17 protein-coding genes are annotated in these 19259 nt (G+C 73.7%); 7 read left to right on the top strand and 10 right to left on the bottom strand.

The window, feature by feature from the left end; genetic code table 11:
- Positions 1-393 precede the first annotated feature (393 nt).
- Together ACZOOI_RS37195 and ACZOOI_RS37190 are read right to left on the bottom strand one after the other, a co-directional pair.
- Complete coding sequence (locus ACZOOI_RS37195) at positions 394-1239, bottom strand: bifunctional 5,10-methylenetetrahydrofolate dehydrogenase/5,10-methenyltetrahydrofolate cyclohydrolase (protein ID WP_465283984.1); 846 nt, start codon at positions 1237-1239, stop codon at positions 394-396.
- A complete protein-coding gene (locus tag ACZOOI_RS37190) occupies positions 1236-1856 on the bottom strand; it encodes a cyclodeaminase/cyclohydrolase family protein (RefSeq protein ID WP_465283983.1) in 621 nt (206 codons plus the stop codon). Before ACZOOI_RS37190 ends, ACZOOI_RS37195 begins: the two co-directional genes overlap by 4 nt.
- 146 nt (positions 1857-2002) lie before the next feature.
- Between ACZOOI_RS37190 and ACZOOI_RS37185 the strand changes: the two genes are divergently transcribed.
- Positions 2003-2845 carry an alpha/beta fold hydrolase gene (locus ACZOOI_RS37185; RefSeq protein WP_465283982.1) on the top strand — a complete coding sequence of 281 codons (843 nt, stop codon included), beginning with the start codon at positions 2003-2005 and terminating at the stop codon, positions 2843-2845.
- Here the strand turns inward: ACZOOI_RS37185 and ACZOOI_RS37180 are convergent.
- Both ACZOOI_RS37180 and ACZOOI_RS37175 read right to left on the bottom strand, forming a co-directional pair.
- Positions 2818-3660: a PP2C family protein-serine/threonine phosphatase gene (locus tag ACZOOI_RS37180; RefSeq protein ID WP_465283981.1), complete on the bottom strand. Its 843-nt coding sequence runs from the start codon at positions 3658-3660 to the stop codon at positions 2818-2820. The two genes, ACZOOI_RS37185 and ACZOOI_RS37180, sit on opposite strands and share 28 nt — an antisense overlap.
- A gap of 49 nt (positions 3661-3709) precedes the next feature.
- Positions 3710-4465: a metallophosphoesterase gene (locus ACZOOI_RS37175; protein WP_465283980.1), complete on the bottom strand. Its 756-nt coding sequence runs from the start codon at positions 4463-4465 to the stop codon at positions 3710-3712.
- Between the two features lie 102 nt (positions 4466-4567).
- Between ACZOOI_RS37175 and ACZOOI_RS37170 the strand changes: the two genes are divergently transcribed.
- Positions 4568-4765, top strand: a complete 198-nt coding sequence (locus ACZOOI_RS37170; RefSeq protein ID WP_465283979.1) for a hypothetical protein — start codon at positions 4568-4570, stop codon at positions 4763-4765.
- A gap of 15 nt (positions 4766-4780) precedes the next feature.
- On the opposite strand, the gene ACZOOI_RS37165 is transcribed toward ACZOOI_RS37170, so the two are convergent.
- Positions 4781-5383, bottom strand: coding sequence for a dihydrofolate reductase family protein (locus tag ACZOOI_RS37165; protein WP_465283978.1), 603 nt, complete (start codon positions 5381-5383; stop codon positions 4781-4783).
- Positions 5384-5595: 212 nt separating this feature from the next.
- Here ACZOOI_RS37165 and ACZOOI_RS37160 point away from each other — a divergent pair, with 212 nt between their 5' ends.
- Together ACZOOI_RS37160 and ACZOOI_RS37155 are read left to right on the top strand one after the other, a co-directional pair.
- Positions 5596-7008, top strand: a complete 1413-nt coding sequence (locus ACZOOI_RS37160; RefSeq protein ID WP_465283977.1) for an oxygenase MpaB family protein — start codon at positions 5596-5598, stop codon at positions 7006-7008.
- Between the two features lie 333 nt (positions 7009-7341).
- Positions 7342-8283, top strand: coding sequence for a terpene synthase family protein (locus ACZOOI_RS37155; protein ID WP_465283976.1), 942 nt, complete (start codon positions 7342-7344; stop codon positions 8281-8283).
- Positions 8284-8720: 437 nt separating this feature from the next.
- On the opposite strand, the gene ACZOOI_RS37150 is transcribed toward ACZOOI_RS37155, so the two are convergent.
- The 4 genes from ACZOOI_RS37150 to ACZOOI_RS37135 form a co-directional block, all read right to left on the bottom strand.
- Entirely contained in the window at positions 8721-9584 is an 864-nt protein-coding gene (locus tag ACZOOI_RS37150) for a pentapeptide repeat-containing protein (RefSeq protein ID WP_465283975.1), read from the bottom strand.
- A 479-nt stretch (positions 9585-10063) separates the two neighbouring features.
- On the bottom strand, positions 10064-10555 hold the full coding sequence (locus ACZOOI_RS37145) for a copper chaperone PCu(A)C (RefSeq protein ID WP_465283974.1): 492 nt from the start codon (positions 10553-10555) through the stop codon (positions 10064-10066).
- Positions 10552-12879: a heavy metal translocating P-type ATPase gene (locus tag ACZOOI_RS37140; RefSeq protein WP_465284120.1), complete on the bottom strand. Its 2328-nt coding sequence runs from the start codon at positions 12877-12879 to the stop codon at positions 10552-10554. The genes ACZOOI_RS37145 and ACZOOI_RS37140 overlap by 4 nt, the downstream gene beginning before the upstream one ends.
- Before the next feature lie 44 nt (positions 12880-12923).
- Entirely contained in the window at positions 12924-13304 is a 381-nt protein-coding gene (locus ACZOOI_RS37135) for a hypothetical protein (RefSeq protein WP_465283973.1), read from the bottom strand.
- Positions 13305-13908: 604 nt separating this feature from the next.
- On the opposite strand from ACZOOI_RS37135, the gene ACZOOI_RS37130 reads away from it, so the two are divergent.
- Together ACZOOI_RS37130 and ACZOOI_RS37125 are read left to right on the top strand one after the other, a co-directional pair.
- A complete protein-coding gene (locus tag ACZOOI_RS37130; protein ID WP_465283972.1) occupies positions 13909-14673 on the top strand; it encodes a hypothetical protein in 765 nt (254 codons plus the stop codon).
- Positions 14674-15729: 1056 nt separating this feature from the next.
- Positions 15730-16326, top strand: coding sequence for a sigma-70 family RNA polymerase sigma factor (locus ACZOOI_RS37125; RefSeq protein ID WP_465283971.1), 597 nt, complete (start codon positions 15730-15732; stop codon positions 16324-16326).
- 94 nt (positions 16327-16420) lie between these two features.
- On the opposite strand, the gene ACZOOI_RS37120 is transcribed toward ACZOOI_RS37125, so the two are convergent.
- Positions 16421-16723 (bottom strand): hypothetical protein, encoded by a 303-nt coding sequence (locus tag ACZOOI_RS37120; protein ID WP_465283970.1) that lies wholly within the window; start codon positions 16721-16723, stop codon positions 16421-16423.
- 687 nt (positions 16724-17410) lie between these two features.
- Here ACZOOI_RS37120 and ACZOOI_RS37115 point away from each other — a divergent pair.
- Positions 17411-19147, top strand: a complete 1737-nt coding sequence (locus ACZOOI_RS37115; protein ID WP_465283969.1) for a bifunctional 3'-5' exonuclease/DNA polymerase — start codon at positions 17411-17413, stop codon at positions 19145-19147.
- Positions 19148-19259: the final 112 nt, after the last annotated feature.

Genomic DNA, 19259 nt, shown 5'->3' with positions numbered 1-19259 from the left:
CGCCGACCACGCCCCGAACCGCAACCGGGGCCGGGATCGGAACGCCAAGTGCGACCCGAACCGCAACCGGGACCGGCATCGCAACGAGAACCGCAGCCGTGTCACCTGAGCACATCCGGCGTGGATCGATGACCTTTCGGCGTGACGACCGATCCGGCGCAACCGCAACCGCAACCGCAACCGCAGTCGCAGCCGAAAGCCCATCGTGAACCGCGACCGTGTCGTTCGAACGCACCCGGTGTCGAGCCCCGAACCGGCTGCCTCGTGCCGTCTCGTGCGTAACGGCCGAGCCGAGTGTCGATCAGCCCGTCCGGCGTTTGAGGACACCGGCCGTAGGCCGGGCCCGACCGGCGGTCACCATCCTGTGGCCGCACGGCCCAGGGCGCCCACGGCTCAGGGCGATGCCGCCGCGCGCACCGTGTGGCTCAGCAGCAGCGCCGTCGTCACCGGTCCCACGCCGCCCGGCACGGGGGTGAGCGCGCCGGCCACCGCCGCCACGGACGTCGCGTCCACGTCACCGACCAGGCCGCCGTCGGCGGTGGGGTTGGTGCCCACGTCGACCACGACCGCGCCGGGCGCGACGTGCTCGGCGGTGATCAGCCCGGGTCGGCCGACCGCGGCGACCAGCACGTCCGCCGTCGAGGTCAGACCGGCCAGGTCCTTGGTTCGCGAGTGGCAGATGGTGACCGTGGCGTTGCGGTCCAGGAGCAGGTGCGCGGCGGGCTTGCCGACCACCGTCGAACGGCCGACCACCGCGACGTGCCGGCCGGCGAGTTCGATGCCGTGGTGATCCAGGATCGCCACCACCGCCTCGGCCGTGGCCGGTGCGAAGGCGGGCAGTCCGGCGGCCAGTCGGCCGAGCGAGAGCGGGTTGGCGCCGTCCACGTCCTTGCCGAAGGCGATCGCGCCGGCCAGGTCCTCCAGGGACGCGCCGGCCGGCAGCGGGGTCTGCAGGATGATCCCGTGCACACCGTCGTCCGCGCCGAGCGCCTCCAACGTGCCGCGGATCGCCTCCACGGTCGCCTCCGCGCCCAGGTCGACCACATCGCACGTGATGCCGACCTTCGCGCAGGCACCGGCGATCGAACGCACGTACCACGCACTGGACTCGTCGGCCGTGGCCACCACGACCGCGAGGGTGACCGGGGAGCCCGCCTCGGCGAGCAGCGCGGCCCGGGTGGCCGTCTCGGCGCGGATCGCGGCGGCGAGGTCCTTGCCGGAGAGCACGGTCGCGGTCATCGGACGATCTCCTTGCGCACGGCCGCGGTGATCTGATCGGCGCGCGTGGCGAGGCCGTCCACCCGTGTGGCCTGCGCGGTGAGTTCGATGCGAGCCTGCTCGTCCCGGATCCCGCCGAGGTTGATCTCGATGTTCACCCGCGCGGTGGTCGCCGCCGCCCGCGCCGCCTCGGCCGCCGCGGCCACGTCGGTGATCACGTTGGGATTGCCGATCGGCAGCAGCTTTTCGGCCAGTTCGATGCACGCGGCGGCCACCACGAGCACCTCGGCCGGCGGCTTGGCCGCGCCGACCAGTGCGGCGGCGATCGTGGCCGAGCGCACGGCCTTGGCCTCCCCGGTGTCCCGGGGCAGCTTGTACGCCTCGGTCACCGCGGTGAACGCGGCCGCGTCCTCTTCGGCCAACCGCAGTGCCACCGCCCGCAGTTCGTCGGTGAGCGCGATCACCTCGGCGATCGAGGAGGCGTGCTCGGCGTACTTGTCGCCGGTGGTGTACCGGGCGACCATCCCCAACAGCGCGGCCGCCTGTGCCGCGTGCAGCGCGGCGGCGGCCCCGCCCCCCGGCGCCGGTACCCGGTCGGCGAGGCGGTCCAGGTATTCGCTGATCTTCTCGTCGCGCATCGCGCTCGTCCTTCGCTCGGTGGGGGCTACCGCACGTTCGGAAATCCTCGCACGGAGCACCGCGAAGCCTGGAATCCGCCGGGAGGGAGTCGCGTGCCGGCCGAGAACCGGTCGTCCGGGTCGGGCAGGCCACTACAGTCGGCGGCATGACGCTTGCGCATGACAAGGACGGTGCCGGGCCGGTCGTGGTGTTGTTGCACGCGTCGGTCTGCGACCGGCGGATGTGGGATCCCCAATGGTCCGTGCTGGTCGATGCCGGGTACCGGGTCGTGCGGCCGGACCTGTCCGGCTTCGGACGCACGCCGCCCACCACCGACCCGCGGCGCGACGCGGACGACGTGCTCGACCTGCTCGACGCGCTCGGGATCGCCCGCGCGACCCTGGTCGGCGCGTCCCACGGCGGCACCGTGGCGCTGGAACTCGCCGCCCGCCGACCCGATCGGGTCGACTCGCTCGTGCTGCTGTGCGCCGGCCGCCCGGGCCACAACCCGTCCCCGGCACTGCGCGCGATCGAGGCCCGCGAGCGGGCACTCCTGGCGGCCGGCGACGTGGCCGGGGCGGTGGAGTTCGTGTTGGACACCCGATTGGGGCCCGCGGCGGACGCGCTGACCCGCTATCAGGTGGGCGTGATGCAGCGCGACGTCTTCGACCAACGGCTCGCCGCCGACTCCCGGTCGGCCCCGCCGGTGCCCGACGTCGACGTCGACCCGGCCGCGATCACCGCGCCGTGCCTGGTCGTCTCCGGCGCGCACGACCTGGCGGACTTCCGCCGGATCGCCGCCGAGTTGTCCGGGGCGCTGCCGAACGCGCGGCACGTCGAACTGCCCTGGGCCGGCCACCTGCCCTCGGTCGAGCAACCGCGCGAAACGACCGCACTCCTGGTCGCCCACCTTGCGGAGCACCGGGCGCGTGGCGATGAACGGGCCGAGCCCGGTGCGGACGTGCGGGCGACGACGAGCGTTCAGGCCGGGGAGTTCGCCGCGGGGTGATCCGCGCGGCGATAGACGCACCACACGATCGCGGTCGCGTTGTCCCGGCCGCCCGCCTCCAGGGTCGCGGCGAGCAGCCGGGGGACGATCTCGGTGGGCGCCTCGGGAGCGGCCAACAGGGCGCCGAGCGGGCGGTAGTCGATCTGTTCGGCGACGCCGTCGGTGCACAGCAGGTACACATCACCCGGCCGCAGGCTCACGTTCAGCACGTCGGGCTCGGGGCGACCGGGATGTCCGACGTAGCGGCTGAGCCGATAGCGCGCGGCGGCGGCCTGTGCCGAGTCGGCCGGGTACCAGCCGTACAGCGCGCCCAGCCACGCCTCGGTGTGATCGACCGTCAGCAGGTCCAACTGCCCGGCCCGCAGCCGATATGCGCGCGAGTCGCCGATCTGGACCAGCCACGCGGCGGCCTCGTCGGACCCGGGCGGGACGTCGGGTTCGGCGAGCAGCGCGGTGAGTGTGCATCCGGTGAAGCCGGTCAGGCCCGCGGCCTCGGCCAGCACCAGATCCTGGATGCCGGCCACGCTCGCGCGCAGCGCCGCCGGACCGGCCCCGGGTCCCTCGGTCGAGGCCCGGCGGATCGCGGTGGTGAATTCGCTCATCGTGATCCGCCCGGCCGCCGTGCTGCCGGGTCCGTCGCCCATGCCGTCGGCGACCGCGGCCAGCCGCAGGTCCGGCTCCAGGGCGAGCACGTCGAAGTTGGCCCGATACCTGTTGCCCACCACGGTGCCCGCCGCCGCGCGTACCCGCACCGGCCCCACCGCGAAGTCCGCCGCGACCGTGCTCCCCGTGTCCTGCCGGTGTCGTCCGAACATCGGCGCCCCCTTCGCTCCGTTGGCGTACCCGCGGCACGCTATCGGGCGATCAGAGCACTGTGCGGAAGTGTGTGGTCAGTCGACCCCGGTCGTCGAGCACGTGGAACGCCAGCGCGGGCGGCAGCTTCGCGTCGACGAACGGAGAGTCGTCGTCGGCCCGTTCCCACGGCAGGTTGATCGTGGACACCACGCCGGGTGCCACGATCAGCGGCTTGCCGGCGAACGTGGTGGCCGCCGGGGTGTGCGCGTGCCCGCACAGCAGACCCGCCACGTTGGGGCGCCCGGCGACCACGTCGGCCAGCCGCTCGGCGCCGAACTGGCGGATCCGGTCGATCTCCGGGCTGCCCAACTCCACCGGCGGGTGGTGGAAGGCCACGAACACCGGTGTGGTGGACGGGGTTTCGTCCAGCACGTCGGTCAACCAGGACAGCGTCTCGTCGGCCAGCAGGCCGTCCGCGCGGCCCGGGACGGACGAGTCGCACAGCGCGAACACCGCGCCGCCGGCCGTGTGGTGCACCCGGTTGATCGGCTCGTCCGCCGCGGGTTCGTCGAACAGTCCCACCCGGAACGGCCCGCGGACGTCGTGGTTGCCGGGCAGGATCAGCACCGGGTGCCGCGACACCAACAGGGCCCGCGCCTCGTCGTATTCGGCGGCCAGGCCGTTGTCCACGATGTCGCCGGTGACGAGCACCGCGTCCAGGTCGTGGGGGAGCGCGTTCAGGTGGGCCATGGCCGCCCGGGTGCGCTCGGCCGCGTGCGGGCCGCCGTCGAGGTGGGTGTCACTGAGGTGCGCGAACACGATCATGCGGGAGTCCTTGCGGGAGGCGGATGCGGTGGTTCCGGTGTAGCGGGCCGCGATGAAGGCGACGCTACGCGGGTCACCGGACCATCGTTAAGATCCAGTGAAATGTTCGAGGACCGGTCCGGTTTCCCGGTCGACGCGATCGACCTGCACGTCGAGGTGGACACCGCGAAGGGTCGCCGCGTCGGCTTGGAGCGCGCGCTGCGGGCGGCGGTACGGGCCGGGCGGCCGGCGCCGGGTACGCCGCTGCCGTCCACGCGCGGGCCGGCCGGCGTCGAGGAGTTGGCGGCGGTGCCGCGCTGAGTCACGGGCGCGCGCTCAGGTCGGGTGGATCACCCGGAAGTACAGGTGCGTGACCCGCCGGCCCTCGATCACCCGGGTCGCCGCCAACTCGACCGGGGTGTCGGTGAGATGGTCGAAGAAGCGGATGCCCGCGCCCAACAACACCGGAACCAGGTCGACCACGATCTCGTCGACCAGGCCCGCGTTCAGGCACTGGCGCACGATGTCCGCGCCGCCCACTCCCACCGACAGGTCGCCCGCCACCGTCCGGGCCTGCGCGACGGCGTCCCGCACGCCGGTGGTGACGAACGTGAACGGCGCGTGCGGATGCGCGGCGACCCAGCCGTGGGGTATGTGGTGGGTCACCACGAACACCGGCACGCCGATCGGATGGCTGCCGCCCCACCCGTCGGTGTGATTGAACAGCCGGCGTCCGGTCACGACCGCCCCCGTGTCGACGAACAGCTCGCGCAGGTGCCGGGCACTGGCCTCCGAGGTGCGGAACGTCATCCCGCCGCCCGGCGCGGGCGTCTCCACGTTCCCGTTCGAGTACCACCCGAACAGGTGCGCCACGTCGTCCGACGGGTCGGCGATGAACCCGTCCAGCGACATCGTCTTCTCGGCCCTCACGGTTGCCATCCGGCTGCCCTCCTCGACGGTGGCCCGGCCGGCGCCGGCGGTACGGGCCGGGGCCCGCCCTTCCAGTCTCGGTGAGGTGGACCGGGACCGCGTCCGAAACCCGTCGGCGCGGCCCACCCGCGGCCGGAGTCCGGCGGTTTTCTGGAACGGCCACGGCGAATGGTGACCGATTGTATCGTCACGACTACCATCCGATCGGTGAAAGAGGCCCCATGTCGGACATCCCCCGAATGCCGGACGACGCCGAACGTTTCCCCGGGGCCGGATCCCTCTCCTGGCACTATCTGGGCCAATGGCGCCTGCTGACCACCATCGGTCGGGCGATCGTGCTGGAGACCGCGCATCCGGTGGTCGGCGCCGGTGTGGTGGAGTTCTCCACCTACCGGCGGCATCCGTGGCGCCGGGTCGAGCAGACCCTGCTCAGCGTCCAACGACTGCTCTACCAGGACCGGGCGGACCGCGAGCGCGAGGCGGCCCGGCTGCGCCGGCTGCACGGGCACATCAACGGCGTGGATTCGGACGGCCGGACGTACTCGGCGCTCGACCCCGAGGCGCAGGCGTGGGTGCACCTGACCGTGTTCGACGCGATGGTGCTGATGTGCGAACTCGGCGGTGATCCACTCGACGACGAGCGGCAGGCCGAGCTGTACGCGGAATGGCTGCTGGTGGGGCTCCAGTTGGGGGTGCCGGCGAGCGAGATGCCGGGCACGGTGCCGGAATTCCGGGTCTGGTTCGACGAGATCGTGCGCGAGAGGCTGGTGGCCGGACACGGCGTCGAACAACTCCTGGACGCGCTCGGTCGGCTGCCCGCGCCGGCGCGGTTGTCCTTCGTCCCGGAGGCGGTGTGGTCGGCCGGGTGCGCGGTGCTGGGCACCGCGATCCGCACCGCGGTGGCGACCACCCTGCCGCCCGACTACCGGGAGCGGCTCGGCGAGCGCGGCCGGGTGCCGTTCGGCGCCCGCACCGTGGTCTCGCTCGCGTGTCGGACCGCCGCCGTGGCAAGCGACCTGCTGCCGACGAGGTGGGTGTACATGCCGCTCGCGGCGACCTATATCGCGGCCAAGCGGGAGGCCGGGCGCGGGCTGCGCCGATTCGGCCCGCGCGATCGCTCGGCCGACCCGGCCACGCAACTCGCCGACCTGTTCGTGCGGATCCTGGACCAGACCGGCGACGGGGTGTTGTCCTGGCCCGATCTGGCCGCCCTCGCCCGGGTGTTCAGCGATCGACTGGACCTGGCCGCGGTGGACGAGGAGGTCATGTACGCGGCCTTTCACGCGTGGTGGGACGAGTTGCGCGCGACGGTGGACGCGAACGGGGACGGCGTGGTCGACGCCGACGAGTACCGGGTGCTCGCCGAGGCCGCGCCGGGCGCCGCGATGGCCGCGTTGATGGTCCGGGTGGCCGCCGCGGTGGACCGGGACGGGGACGGTCGCATCGATCAGGCCGACTACGCGCGGCTGCTCGGTCCGGACAGTGCGGACACGCATCGGATCGGGTGGCTGCATGCGATGGACGCGGACGGCGACGGGGTGGTCACCGTCGAGGAGTTCGCCGAGGCACTGCGGGAAAGCGTGCTGGGCCGGGCCCGTTCGGACACGCTCGAATATGTGCTCGGCCGGGCCTGAGCGGCCCGGCCGAGGTGTGCCGGCGACCGGCGCGGCCCGGTGGGGATGCGGAGGTGCGGTGGCGGGTGCGCCGTTTTGCCGGATGGGTCGGATGGGTCGGATGGGGCCCGACCCGGGCGATGCGGTCCGGGTCGGGTGGATCGGGGTGGGTCGGGCGCGTTGCGTGCGTTGGGTAGGTCGGGTCGCGGTCAGGCCGGGCGGGAACGGATCCGTGCGCCGGCGGCGCGGTCCGACAGCGCCCGGGCGGCCGCGTTCGACCGGTATCCAGGCCTCGATGTGGGAGCTGCACAACATCAACGAGGGCCGGGTGGCCAACCGGTCGAGTACATCGAGATGCGTCGCAAGGTCGGCGGCGCGCCGTGGTCGGCGGACCTGGTCGAGTACGCCGTGGGGCTGGAGGTGCCGGAGGAGGTGGCGGGTACCCGCCCGCTGCGGGTGCTCAAGGACGCCTTCTCGGACGGCGTGCATCTGCGCAACGACCTGTTCTCCTACCAGCGCGAGACCACCGACGAGGGCGAACTCAACAACGGTGTGCTGGTGATGGAGCGGTTCTTCGGCCAGGGTCCGCAGGAGGCCGCGAACATCGTCGACAACGTGCTCACCTCCCGGCTCCAGCAGTTCGAGCACACCGCGGTCACCGAACTGCCGCGCCTGTTCGAGGAATACGGCCTGGATCCGCTCGCCCGGGCCCGGGTCCCGGGCTACGCGCAGGGGTTGACCGACTGGCAGAGCGGCGGCCACGAGTGGCACCTGCGCTCCAGCCGGTACATGAACGACGCGACCGCCGGCGGCGCGACGCCGACGGGCGCCGGCGGGTGGTTCGCGCCCGGGCCGACCGGCCCGGGCACCTCGGCGGCCGACCTCGTACGCGCCCTGTCCCGGGGGGCGGGCAGCCCGGTCCGGGCACGATCGTTCTCGTTCCGGCCCGGGGAGCCGGTCGGCCCGATTCCGCTGCCCGCCTTCCACCTGCCGTATCCGGTGCGCACCAACCCGCACCTGGACCACTCCCGCCGCGAGGTCCTGGCGTGGTCCGAGCGCATGGGTTGCCTGGATCCGATCCCGGGTCGGCCCGGACCCGCACTGTGGCAGCGGGACGAACTCGACGGCTTCGACTTCGCGCTGTGCGCGGCGGGCATGCACCCGGACGCCGAAGCCGAGGAACTCGACATCACCGCACAGTGGTTGACCTGGGGCACCTACGCCGACGACTTCACGCCCAGGTTCTTCAACCTGACCGGCGACGCGGCCGGGCTGCGGCGCTGCACCAGGGGGTGACGGGCCCGGGGGCGGCCTTCCGGTTGTGTCCGGTTCGTATTCGAATGCGGTCCGGCTCGCGACGTGCCTGGAGGACGACGTCCGGGCCGAGGCGATCGACGCCTCGGGTGTGGACCTGTCCCGCCTGGACCCGATCGACCCGGGCCTGCTCGCCGGGGTGATCTGGTCCCGAACGACGGTGTGGCCGGGCTGTCTCGTGTCGGTCCCGCGGGCCCGGTCCAATCGGGTCGCGGCGGGGTGTACCGGGTGCGGCGGGTGTACGACACGCGGGACGGGTGAGCCACCCGAACCGCCCGCGAAGCTGCGGCGGTTCAGTCGGCTCTCACGAACCCTTCGGGAACGCCCGGCAGGGTCACGGCGGCGGGGCGCGGCGGGGCCGGCCCTGGTCGGCCGCACGAACTCCTCGGGCTCCTCGAACGGGCCCTCGGGGCCGGGTGTCACGTGGTCCAGTGGGTGGGGCGGGTGAGGGTCGGCGGGAGGATGGTGTGGGAGTCGCCCTTGGCGGCGTCGAGTTGGGACTGGATGAGGTAGAGGGCGTCGGTGAGGTCCGCACCGCGCAGGTCCGCGTCGCGGAAGTCGGCGCCGATCACGTCGGCGAGCCGCAGGTTTGCACCGCGCAGGTCGGCGCCGATCAGGTACGCCCCGCGCAGGTTCGCGCCGCGCAGGTCGGCCCCTTTGAGCCGGGCGCCGATCAGGTCCGCACCTCGGTAATCCTTCTTCTTGCCCCCGACACCCGCCCGGACCAGTTCGCCGGCCCGCAGCAGCAGCGGGTTGAGTTGTTGCCGCAACGCTGCGATGTCGATCCGGAGCAACTCGGCGGGCTCGCCGAGGGTGAGCCGCTCGGTGTCCGCGTAGGCGGCCCGCAGCTCGGCCCGGATCGGGCGCGCCGCTGCCGGTATCTGTGCCTCGTGCAGATACCGGAGCAGTTCGTGCAGGTCCCGCATGACCGGGAAGACCCGGAACATCTGCTTCGCGGTGTGCGGTGCCCGACGCCAGTCCTGCCCCGCGTAGGTGACCTGGGCGACCTTTTGCCCCGCCCCGAAGCAGTCGTAGACCGTGCAGCCGGAGAAGCCGATGTCCCGCAGGCGGGTGTGCACGCCGCAGCCGAAGTCGTCCGAGCGCAGATTGGGGCAGGCGCGGCCGGCGGGCTTGTCGATGGCGAAGTCCGCCGAGGCGGCGAAGGCGGGCGCGACACAGCACAGCGCGAAGCAGTTCGCGCAGTCGGCGCGCAGGCTGTCGGCTCGTTCGTCGACGAGGCCCGGGTCCCGGCCGGGTGCGGAGGATTCGCGCTGGTCGGACACGGTATGGGGACTCCTGCCGGATCGGGGATGCCGCGAGCCGCCGCTCGGACGCGCACTCGGGTGATCTCCCATTGTCGCCGATCGCATCCCGGCCCCGCGCCGGGGCGGGCCGCCGGCGCCGGCCGCCCTGCCTGGCGACCACCGGGCGGGCGATGCCGACCGGCGACGCCGACTTCGCCCGTTCGTGCCTGCGCGGGCCCGGGGTCGGTGGCGGTCGGCGGCCCGGCTCAGTGGGACGCGGCGTCGCGCAGGCCGGTGAGGAAGGTGCGCGGGGCGGGTTGCGGCGGGGCCGAGGTGCGGACCGCCGCAGAGACCCTGCGGGTGGGCTCGGGGTTGCGGATCCGACGGACGACGATCGTGGATCGACGCCCGTCCAGGGCCGATTCGGGGATCAGCGCGATGCCCGACCGAAGGTCCGGCCGGCGGCGCCGGTTGGCGGAGGGGATTCCGGCGTGCGCGGTACGGCGGGTCGGGGCGGGTCAGGTCGCCTTGGCCGGGGTCCAGGTGCCGGGGCGGACGACGACGGCCGTGGTGTGGATCGGCGGGCTGTGCCGGAAGCGCAGGGTGAACGGGACGATCTGACCGGGGGTGAGCCTGGGAGGGGTCCCCAGCATGATGTTGGCGCCGCTCGCGGTCATGCCCAGGAGGCCGTCGGCCGGAATCGGCAGGGACTCGGTCATCCACATCCGGCCTGCGTAGCCGGTGTAGGTGTGGAAGCTGAATCCCACGTCGGTGCTGATCGGGGTGCTGACCGAGACGAGTTCGTCGTCGGCGGCACCGGAGTTGCGGATGGTGAAGTAGGCGGAGGTCGCGTCGGCGTTGGTGGCCAGGTGCACGCGGCCGTCGCTGATCGCAAGCTTCGGGGCGCTGCCGGCTTGTCCGCCGGCCGTCCAGGCGGTGAGCAGGGTCAGTGCGAGGGCGGCTGCCACGAGGGGGCCCGTGACCGTCTCCAGCAGGGCGAGGGGCTTCACGTCTGATCCTGGTTCGTGTCGTCGGAGTGGCGGTCGGAGCGGGAATCGGCGCCGCGGTCGGCGCGGGGGGCGGCGCTGTGACCCGGTCGGGGGGCGGTGTCGCGGTCGGTGTGCTGCTCGGGACGCCGGTCGGTGCGGAACCGGGTCAGTCGCAGGCTGTTGCCCACCACCGCCAGCGAACTGACCGACATCGCCGCCGCGGCCGACATCGGGTTGAGCAGGCCGGTCATCGCGATCGGGATCAGCACCACGTTGTAGCCGAATGCCCAGCCGAGGTTGGCCCGGATGGTGCCGGTCGTGCGCCGGGAGAGCCGGATCGCGTCGGCGAGCGCGGTCAGGTCGTCGCCGACCAGCGTGACGTCCGCTGCGCCGATCGCCGCGGCCGTACCACCACCCATCCCGATGCCCAGGTCCGCCTCGCCCAGCGCGATGGTGTCGTTGATGCCGTCGCCGACCACCGCGATCGCCCGGCCGGGCTGGTCCTGGCGCAGGCCCCGGACCAGTTCGGCCTTGTCGTGCGGATCCAACTCGCTCAGTACCTCGTCGATGCCCACCGCGTCGGCGATCGCGCGGGCCGGGCCCGGACGGTCGCCGGTGGCCAGGACCACCGTGATGCCGAGCCGGCCCAGCGCCCGGATCGCGCCGGCCGCCTCCGGCCGCACCGCGTCGCCCAGCACCAACACCCCCGCGGGCGTGCCGTTCACCGTGGCGAGTACGGCGGTGTCCCCGGCCGCATCCGCCTCGGACAGCGCCGCCCGCAGGTTGGCCGGCAACGACGTCACGTCCTCGGCGCCCGGTCGCAGCACCGCCACCCGCGCGCCCTCCACCAGGCCGCGTACCCCGGTGCCCGGTTCGGCCGTGAAGTCGGCCACCGGCGGCAACGCGCCGAACCGCTCGGTCGCGGCCCGGGCCACGGCCCGACCGATGGGATGCGCGGACGCGGCCTCGACCGCGCCGACCAGGGACAACAGTTCACCCGGAGCCACGCCGGGGGCCGGCTCGTGGCGCAGCAGGCTCATGCCGCCCGTGGTCAGCGTGCCCGTCTTGTCCACCACGATGGTGCCCACTCGGCGCAGCCGTTCCAGGGCGGCGGGTTCGCGGATCAGTACGCCCATTCGGGCTCCGCGGCCGGTCGCGGCCAGGATCGCGGTGGGCGTGGCCAGGCCCAGTGCGCAGGGGCAGGCGACCACCAACACGGCCATCGTCGCCCCGGCCGCGGCCTGCGGATCACCGCCCGCGCCGAGCCAGAACCCCAGCACGGTCACCGCCGTCGCCAGCACGGACGGCACGAACACGCCCGCGATGCGATCGGCCAGGCGCTGTGCGCCGGTCTTGCCGGCCTGGGCCTCCTCGACCGCGGCGGTGATCCGGGCGAGCCGGGTGTCCGCGCCGACCGCGGTGGCGCGTGCGGTGAACCGGCCGCCCTCGTTGACGCTTCCGCCGGGAACCGGGTCCGCCGGGCCGACCTCCATCGGCCGGCTCTCCCCGGTCAGGTGGGACACGTCCAACGCGGAGCGGCCCTCGACCACGACCCCGTCCGCCGGGACCCGGTCGCCCGGACGCACCACGAACACCTGACCGACCGTCAAGGACGCGGTCGGCACGGTCACCTCGACATCCCGGCCGCCCCGGCCCGGGTGCAGTACCGCCGCCTCGTCCGGGACCAGCGCGGCCAACTCGCGCACCGCCGATCCGGTGCGACGCCGCGCCCGCTCCTCCAGCCGACGGCCGAACAGGACGAACAGGGGTACGGCCACCGCGACTTCGAGATACGAGTGGGCCTCGGCGTCGGTCCCGGAGGAGACCAGGCTGAACGCCATCCGCATCCCGGGTTCGCCCGCGCCGCCCACGAACAGCGCCCACAGGGACCATCCGAACGCGGCGAGCACACCCAGGCTGACCAGGGTGTCCATGGTCGCGCCCGCGTAGCGCAGCCCGTGCAGGGCCCGCCGGTGGAAGGGCCACGCACCCCAGGTCGCCACCGGCGCCGCCAGCATCAGGCACAACCACTGCCAGTTGGTGAACTGCCAGGCGGGCACCATGGACAACACCAGGACCGGGATCGCGAGCGCGGCGGTCAGCAGCAGGTCCCGTCGGCCGTGGTCCGCCTCCTCGGCGCCGGCCGGTCGGGCCGCGGCGGGCGTCGCCGTCGCCAGGGTCGCCGAGAAGCCGGCCTCGGTGACCGCCGCCAGCAGGGCCACCACGGGCACCGACGCGGGGTGCACCACCCGCGCCCGGCCGGTGGCCAAGTTGACCGTCGCGCTGACCCCGTCCAGTCGGGCCAACCGCCGTTCGATGCGATTCACGCAGGCGCCGCAGGTCATCCCGGACACGGTGACGTCGGTGGTGAGCAGTGCCGCCGAGGTGGTCACAGCGCACCTCCGCCGCGCGGGAGGGCGGGCGCCACGCGGGTGGGTGCGCCGAGGGCGAGAGCGGGCGCCACGCCTGCCGGTTCGCCGAGTCCCATCCGGCCGTGTCCGCCGCCGCCCTCCTCGCCCATCGGTACCGGTGCTCGGGGCGGACCCGGCTTGCGCAGATCGGGCGCCACGGGTCCGGCCTGGCGGCCGACCGCGAACGCGACCACGAACAACAGCAGGAGCAGGCCGAAGAAGGCGAGCACGGTACGGGCAGCCGAGGTCGAGCGGGTCGGTCCCGAGGTCCCGTCGGCGGCGGCACGCGCGGCGGCGGCACGCAACGACAGGGGCCAGGGGCGGTTCCGGGCGTCGGGTCCGCCGGCGAACACGGGCATGAATCGGGCTCCAGGGGTCGAACGGCGGGACGAGGATTGCACGGGGGTCGGGCGCGGGGGTCGGGCGCGGGGTCGGGCGCGCGGGCATCCCGGTAGTCGGGCGGCGGTGATCTCCGGTTCCCTGCCGGCCGGGATTCCCGCAGGGGGGCGGGAATTGGGGGAATTGGCTGAATTACCCGTGGTGGGCGGCTATGTCATGGATTGCCGGGGAACGAACCGGGAACGGACCGGGATTGCTTGGGAATGAACCCGGAACGGGCCTGGATCGCCGGGGAACGGACCCGGAACGGGCCTGACCCGAAAACGCGTTCGGGCGTGGTTCGGGTTTGATCGGGTCCGGCGTGGCGTGGTCTGTCTCGGGCGCTCGTGGGCTTTGTTCGGAGCCGTCCGGGTCCATTCGCGCGCGGTCCGGGTGCGATCGGGTGCGACCGGGCGCGGTGGGGGCGCGGTTGGGGCGTGGGTGACGACGTGCCTCGGGCGTGGTTGCGCGTGGTTGCGCGTGGTTCGGGAGGGATTTCGGAGAAATTCGGGAAGTGGCCGGGCACCCGAAGGTTCCGGTGGGGTCGGCGGATGGGAACATGACGTCACCATGCCTGCCCGGTCCGTGCTTCGAGCCGTTCGCGCCGCGATGTTCGCGTTGATCTGCGTGCTGCTCGCGTTGTTCGGGCACACGTTGATGTCCGATGCGCCGGTGCACTGGGCCGCGCCCGTCGGCGCCGGCGTCGGGATCGGCATCTTGGCCTGGGCCGTGGCCGATCGAGAGCGCGGCCTCGGCGTGATCACCGGCGCGGTACTGGCCGCCCAGGCCGGTCTGCACACGTTGTTCACGCTGGCCCGCCAACCGGTTCCCGAACCGACCGGCGCGGCCCGCTTCCGCGACCAGTGGCTTCAGGTCCTGCTGTGCAACGACGACCGACCCGGCGATGCGCCGAGCCGGTCGGTCGCCGAACTCCTGATCCGGATGCGGCTGGACCCGAACCTGGCCGGACAATCGCCGGAGGCGGCCGGCTTCGGACGCGCGCCGTCCGGTACGCACCACATGGCCGCTGCCGGCGGGATGAACCACGACGGCGCATTGATGGGGATCCTGGGCCACGGCGCCGGCGGCATGTTCGCCGCACACGTGCTGGCCGCGATCGGCTGCGGTGTGTGGCTGCGGCATGGTGAGAAGGCCGTCTTCCGGCTGCTGCGCGTGCTCGCCACGATGGCGGGCACCATGGTCCTCGCCCTGGTGGGCGCCTGGACGGCGCCGGTCGCCACCCGACTGCCGGGGATGCCCCGCGCGCGCGATCGCGGCGAACGGGCCATCTCCAAGTGGGTCTGCCGCCCGCTGCCGGGCCGCGGGCCGCCCGTCGCGCTCTTCGCCTGAGCCGTCCACCCGACCCGCGTGCGTCCGCACGACCCGGTCGCGTTCGCCCCGCCCTCGGCGCGGTGACCGGGTCCGGGGCCGTGTCGCGAGTGCGTGTTCGCGACTGCCTGCCCGTGCGTACTCGTTCGTGACCGTCGCACGACGCAGGGCCGCGCCCGCGAGGGGCGTTCGGTCCGTGTCGGCGCCGCGCCCGCGAGTGCGAGTGCCGCGCCCGTGATCGTGGTCGTGTGCCCGTACATCGGGCCACGTTCGCGCCGAGCAGCCGCGACCGAGCACAGCGCAGGTCGCGACGCCGACCCGGAACGCATCCGCGGCGCCGTCGGTGGACCCCGGCGTACCCGCCACCCGAGGAGCGCCCACCGCGCCGACTCGCCCGTCGCCGGGTCCCGACCCGACATCGCGCCGAGCGCGTCGGTCGTGTGCCCAGGCGCAGTCGGGTGATCCGCGCACCGCCGTCGAGATCGAGCCTGCGGCTTTCGTGCCGCACTCGGCTCCGGCGGGCGTCCCGCCCACCAGCTCGGCATCGATCCGCCTCGGGCCGATCGATCGCCGCCCGCATGACGAGGACGTAAGACGTGACTTCACTGCACCCCCCTTCCGACCACCCGGTACACCGGGCCGACCATCCGCCGGTCTGCGACCGACACCGCGCGCATCGTGCGCACCGCGCCCACCCGACCCGGGTCGGGCCGGCGACGCGGGACGACCGCACGCCGCCCACGGATCGGGCCGCGAGAACCCTCGCGCCGATCGACCACGGACCCGCGACGACGCACCCGGCCGGGCGACCTTCGACCTCGGACCGGTTCGCGTCCTCGAACGGGTCCGCGTCCTCGGACGGGTTCGCGTCCTCGGACCGGTTCGCGTCCTCGAACGGGTCCGCGTCCTCGGACCGGTTCGCGTCCTCGGACGGGTTCGCGTCCTCGGACGGGTTCGCGTCCTCGGACCGGTTCGCGTCCTCGGACGGGTCCGCGTCCTCGAACGGGTCCGCGTCCTCGAACCGTTCCGCATGCTCGAAGCGCTCTACGCGCTGCGTTCAGGGTGTGGGGGTATCCAATGCATGACCTCGATCTGACCGCGCGGGCCCTGGCGGGCGCGGCCGGCGACCCGGACGCCGTGGACGACTTCGTCCGGGGCACGCATCGCGACGTGTGGCGCTTCGTCGCCTATCTGACCGACGTACAGAGCGCGGACGACCTCACCCAGGAGACGTATCTGCGCGCCTGGACGGCCCTTCCCCGTTTCACCGGGGCGTCCTCGGTCCGCACCTGGCTGTTGTCGATTGCCCGTCGCACGGTCGTCGACCGCTATCGCGCGGCGGCGGCCCGGCCGCGCACCGCCGCGGTCGAGGACTGGATCGAAGTCGCCGAGCGCCGCCAGGACATCTCCCGTCCGGGCTTCGAGGAGGGGCTCGCCCTGGACGACCTGTTCGGCGCGTTGCACCCGGCCCGACGGGAGGCGTTCGTGCTGACCCAGGTGCTGGACTTCGGCTACGCCGAGGCCGCCACCATCGCGGGCTGCCCGATCGGTACGGTCCGGTCCCGCGTGGCCAGGGCCCGAAGCGACCTGATCACCCTGCTGCGCGATGCCGAGGCCGGCGCCCGGGAGGTGTCGGACCACCGACCGGTCGCCGCCACCCGTCGAGCCGGCTGAACCCACCCGCCTCGGGCGAGGGCCCCGTCTCGCGCCCTCGCCCTCGCCCGAGGCGGCTACGCGCTTGCGCCACCGGCTCGGGCAACCGGGTGGGTCACGCCTTGTGATCGGCGAGGGAGTACGACGCGGCGGCGACGGTGCCGGCCACTGCGAGTACCGAGGGCCAGGCGCCGATCTTCTTCGCGAGGGGGTGGGAGGCCCCGAACGCGATCGTGTACAGCCCGGTCAGTGCCGCAGCGGTGGGCGTCCCGGCCTGCTCGCGCCACTCCTTGGCGGCGAACACGCCGGCCGCGGCGAGTACCACTCCGCCCAGCGGGCGCTTCTTCGTGAAGCGGGCAACGGCGTAGCCGCCGACCAGACCGCCCGCGGCGACGGCGGCGGTGGGGATGCGGGCCATGGGAGACACTCCTCGGATCGACGTGCAAACCTCGCCTGATCGACCCGCCACGAGGTGACCCCGCCACGCGGATCGACCGGCACCCCACGAACCTAACGCCCCCGAATCCACTGCCTCCGGGCAGGGAGCCGTGTGCCTTCGCTTCCGGTCGACTCGACTCCAAGCGGTCCGACTCGACTCCAAGCAAGCCGCTCGCACCGAACCGGCTCTGAGGTCGAGCAGCCGCGAGACATGCACACGGGCCAACGAAGCCGCGCTCGCACCCACTGGACCGGAAGTGCGATGGCGAGCGCCTCGCCTCGCCAAGGATCCACAAGACGTCACCGCGACACCGACGGCGGCGATGCAACCAGGCCCACCACGTTCGCCGCGACACCCCTGCCCGGCCGCCCCGGCCCCTCCTCGCATGCCCCGTCCCGCGCCCGGCCACCTCGCGGCCACCCCCACGCCCGGCCACCCCTACGCCCGGCCACCCCTACGCCCGGCCACCCCCACGCCCGGCCACCCCGCGCCCGGCCACCCCGCGCGGGCCCGCACCGCGCGTGTTGTCGGTGTGGGCCGGTAGGGTGCGGCGGTTGGCGGGTCTGTCGGTTGTGGGTGATTCGTCCGTATCGGATGCGTCGGGAGGAGGTCGGTCGTGGATCGGGTCGGGTGCGGTGTGTCGGCCGGCGGCGTGCGGTTGCGGGCATGGTGAGGTCGGTTCCGCCTCGGGTGGCGATGGCGCCCGACGCGTACGGGCACGGAGGTCGGCTCCAGCCGTTGCGCGATGACGGCGAGCCACTGGGGCCTGCCACGCAGGTCGGCGACCTGGTCGCGGCGATCGCCGATTTCGAGGCCGCACCCGTGCCGCCGAGATGGGTCTGGGCCTCGACGGAGAGCGCGTACGCACCATTGCTGCCCACCCGGGTCGCGCGCTGCCACGACCTCGCGCTGGTCGAGTCGTTGTTGCTCGCGCACGAGGGCCGGTTCGGCGAGCCGCGTTCGCTCGGCGCGGCCTGGGCCCGGCTCAAGGGCCTGCCCGTACCGAACGACCTGCCGATCGGCGCCGCCGACGCGCAGGACAGCCTGTTCGTCCCCGACCGGCAACGGCTGCCCGCCGGCGCCGACGCGCTCGATGCCGTGGTCGCGGTACACGCCGACCAGTTGCGCCGGATCGAGGCGATCGAGGATCCGGCCCGCCGCTCGCGCTTCCGGCTGCTGGTCGCCGCGGAGTCGGCGGGTGGCCTGGTCGCGGCCGAGATGGCCGCCGACGGTCTGCCCTGGCGGGTCGAGGTGCACGATGCGCTGCTCACCGAACTGCTCGGCGCGCGACCCCGGGTGTCCGGGACGCCGCCGCAGCGACTCGCCGACCTGGCCGAGCAGTTGCGCGCCGCGCTGGGTGGACGGCCGTTCAACCCGGATTCGCACACCCAGGTGATCAAGGCGTTCGCCGACCAGGGCATCCGGCTCACCTCGACCCGCACGTGGTACCTGCGCGATCTCGGCCACCCGGCCGCCGACCTGCTGATCAAGTACAAGGAACTGGCCCGCCTGCACGCCGCGCACGGCTGGGCCTGGCAGGACACCTGGGTGCGCGGCGGTCGGTTCCGCCCCGAGTACGTGGTCGGCGGCGTGGTCACCGGCCGCTGGGCCGGACGCGGCGGCGGTGCGTTGCAGATCCCGCGGGTGCTGCGCGGCGCGGTCGTGGCCGACCCGGGCCGGCGGCTGGTGGTCGCCGACGCGGCCCAGCTCGAACCACGCATCCTGGCCGCGATGTCCCAGGACGCCGGCCTGGCCCGTTCCGCCGCCGCCGGCGACCTGTACGAGGCGTTGGCCAAGGCCGCCTTCCAGGGCGACCGGGCCAAGGCCAAGCTGGGCCTGCTCGGCGCGATGTACGGGCAGACCAGCGGCGACATCGGGCCGCTGCTGGCCACGTTGCGGCGGCAGTACCCGGACGCGATGGGCTACGTCGAGGCCGCGGCGCGCACCGGCGAGGAGGGTGGCATCGTGCGCTCGCGGCTGGGCCGGACCTGCCCGCCGCCGTCCTCGGAATGGCTGGACCTGGCCGAGGGTGGCACGAACGAACCGTCAGGTGACCGCGGCGACCGCGGCGGCGACGATGCCGGCGTCCGGTCGGCCCGTGCCCGAGGCCGCTTCACCCGCAACTTCGTCATCCAGGCCAGCGCGGCGGACTGGGCCCTGGCCCTGCTCGCCGCGCTCCGACGCCGACTCGCCGCGTACGACGCGGCGCCGTCGGGGCGTCCGCACCTGGTCTTCTTCCAGCACGACGAGATCATCGTGCACAGCCCGGCCGACCTCACAGACGCGGTGTCCGCCGCGATCGTCGAGGCCGCGGCCGAGGCCCGCACGCTGGTGTTCGGCGATACACCGGTGCTGCTGCCGCTGATCCCGACGGTGGTGAACACGTACGCGGAGGCCAAGTAGAAAGACGCCCGGGCCGACGCGGTCCGAGGGCTCGGCCTGCGGTCGCACGCGACGGCCGAAGTCGCCATGGGCGTGGCAGGCTTCGGTACCGGAGCCGCCGTCGATGCCGTTC

Source organism: Embleya sp. L77 (genome assembly GCF_055557415.1).
This window is presented reverse-complemented; position numbering and strand designations above follow the sequence as displayed.

Excerpts from the sequence above, each read along its gene's own strand:
- ACZOOI_RS37195 (WP_465283984.1), bottom strand. The coding sequence starts at position 1,239 with ATGACCGCGACCGTGCTCTCCGGCAAGGACCTCGCCGCCGCGATCCGC.
- ACZOOI_RS37190 (WP_465283983.1), bottom strand. The coding sequence starts at position 1,856 with ATGCGCGACGAGAAGATCAGCGAATACCTGGACCGCCTCGCCGACCGG.
- ACZOOI_RS37185 (WP_465283982.1), top strand. The coding sequence starts at position 2,003 with ATGACGCTTGCGCATGACAAGGACGGTGCCGGGCCGGTCGTGGTGTTG.
- ACZOOI_RS37180 (WP_465283981.1), bottom strand. The coding sequence starts at position 3,660 with ATGTTCGGACGACACCGGCAGGACACGGGGAGCACGGTCGCGGCGGAC.
- ACZOOI_RS37175 (WP_465283980.1), bottom strand. The coding sequence starts at position 4,465 with ATGATCGTGTTCGCGCACCTCAGTGACACCCACCTCGACGGCGGCCCG.
- ACZOOI_RS37170 (WP_465283979.1), top strand. The coding sequence starts at position 4,568 with ATGTTCGAGGACCGGTCCGGTTTCCCGGTCGACGCGATCGACCTGCAC.
- ACZOOI_RS37165 (WP_465283978.1), bottom strand. The coding sequence starts at position 5,383 with ATGGCAACCGTGAGGGCCGAGAAGACGATGTCGCTGGACGGGTTCATC.
- ACZOOI_RS37160 (WP_465283977.1), top strand. The coding sequence starts at position 5,596 with ATGTCGGACATCCCCCGAATGCCGGACGACGCCGAACGTTTCCCCGGG.
- ACZOOI_RS37155 (WP_465283976.1), top strand. The coding sequence starts at position 7,342 with ATGCGTCGCAAGGTCGGCGGCGCGCCGTGGTCGGCGGACCTGGTCGAG.
- ACZOOI_RS37140 (WP_465284120.1), bottom strand. The coding sequence starts at position 12,879 with ATGACCTGCGGCGCCTGCGTGAATCGCATCGAACGGCGGTTGGCCCGA.
- ACZOOI_RS37135 (WP_465283973.1), bottom strand. The coding sequence starts at position 13,304 with ATGCCCGTGTTCGCCGGCGGACCCGACGCCCGGAACCGCCCCTGGCCC.
- ACZOOI_RS37125 (WP_465283971.1), top strand. The coding sequence starts at position 15,730 with ATGCATGACCTCGATCTGACCGCGCGGGCCCTGGCGGGCGCGGCCGGC.
- ACZOOI_RS37120 (WP_465283970.1), bottom strand. The coding sequence starts at position 16,723 with ATGGCCCGCATCCCCACCGCCGCCGTCGCCGCGGGCGGTCTGGTCGGC.
- ACZOOI_RS37115 (WP_465283969.1), top strand. The coding sequence starts at position 17,411 with ATGGTGAGGTCGGTTCCGCCTCGGGTGGCGATGGCGCCCGACGCGTAC.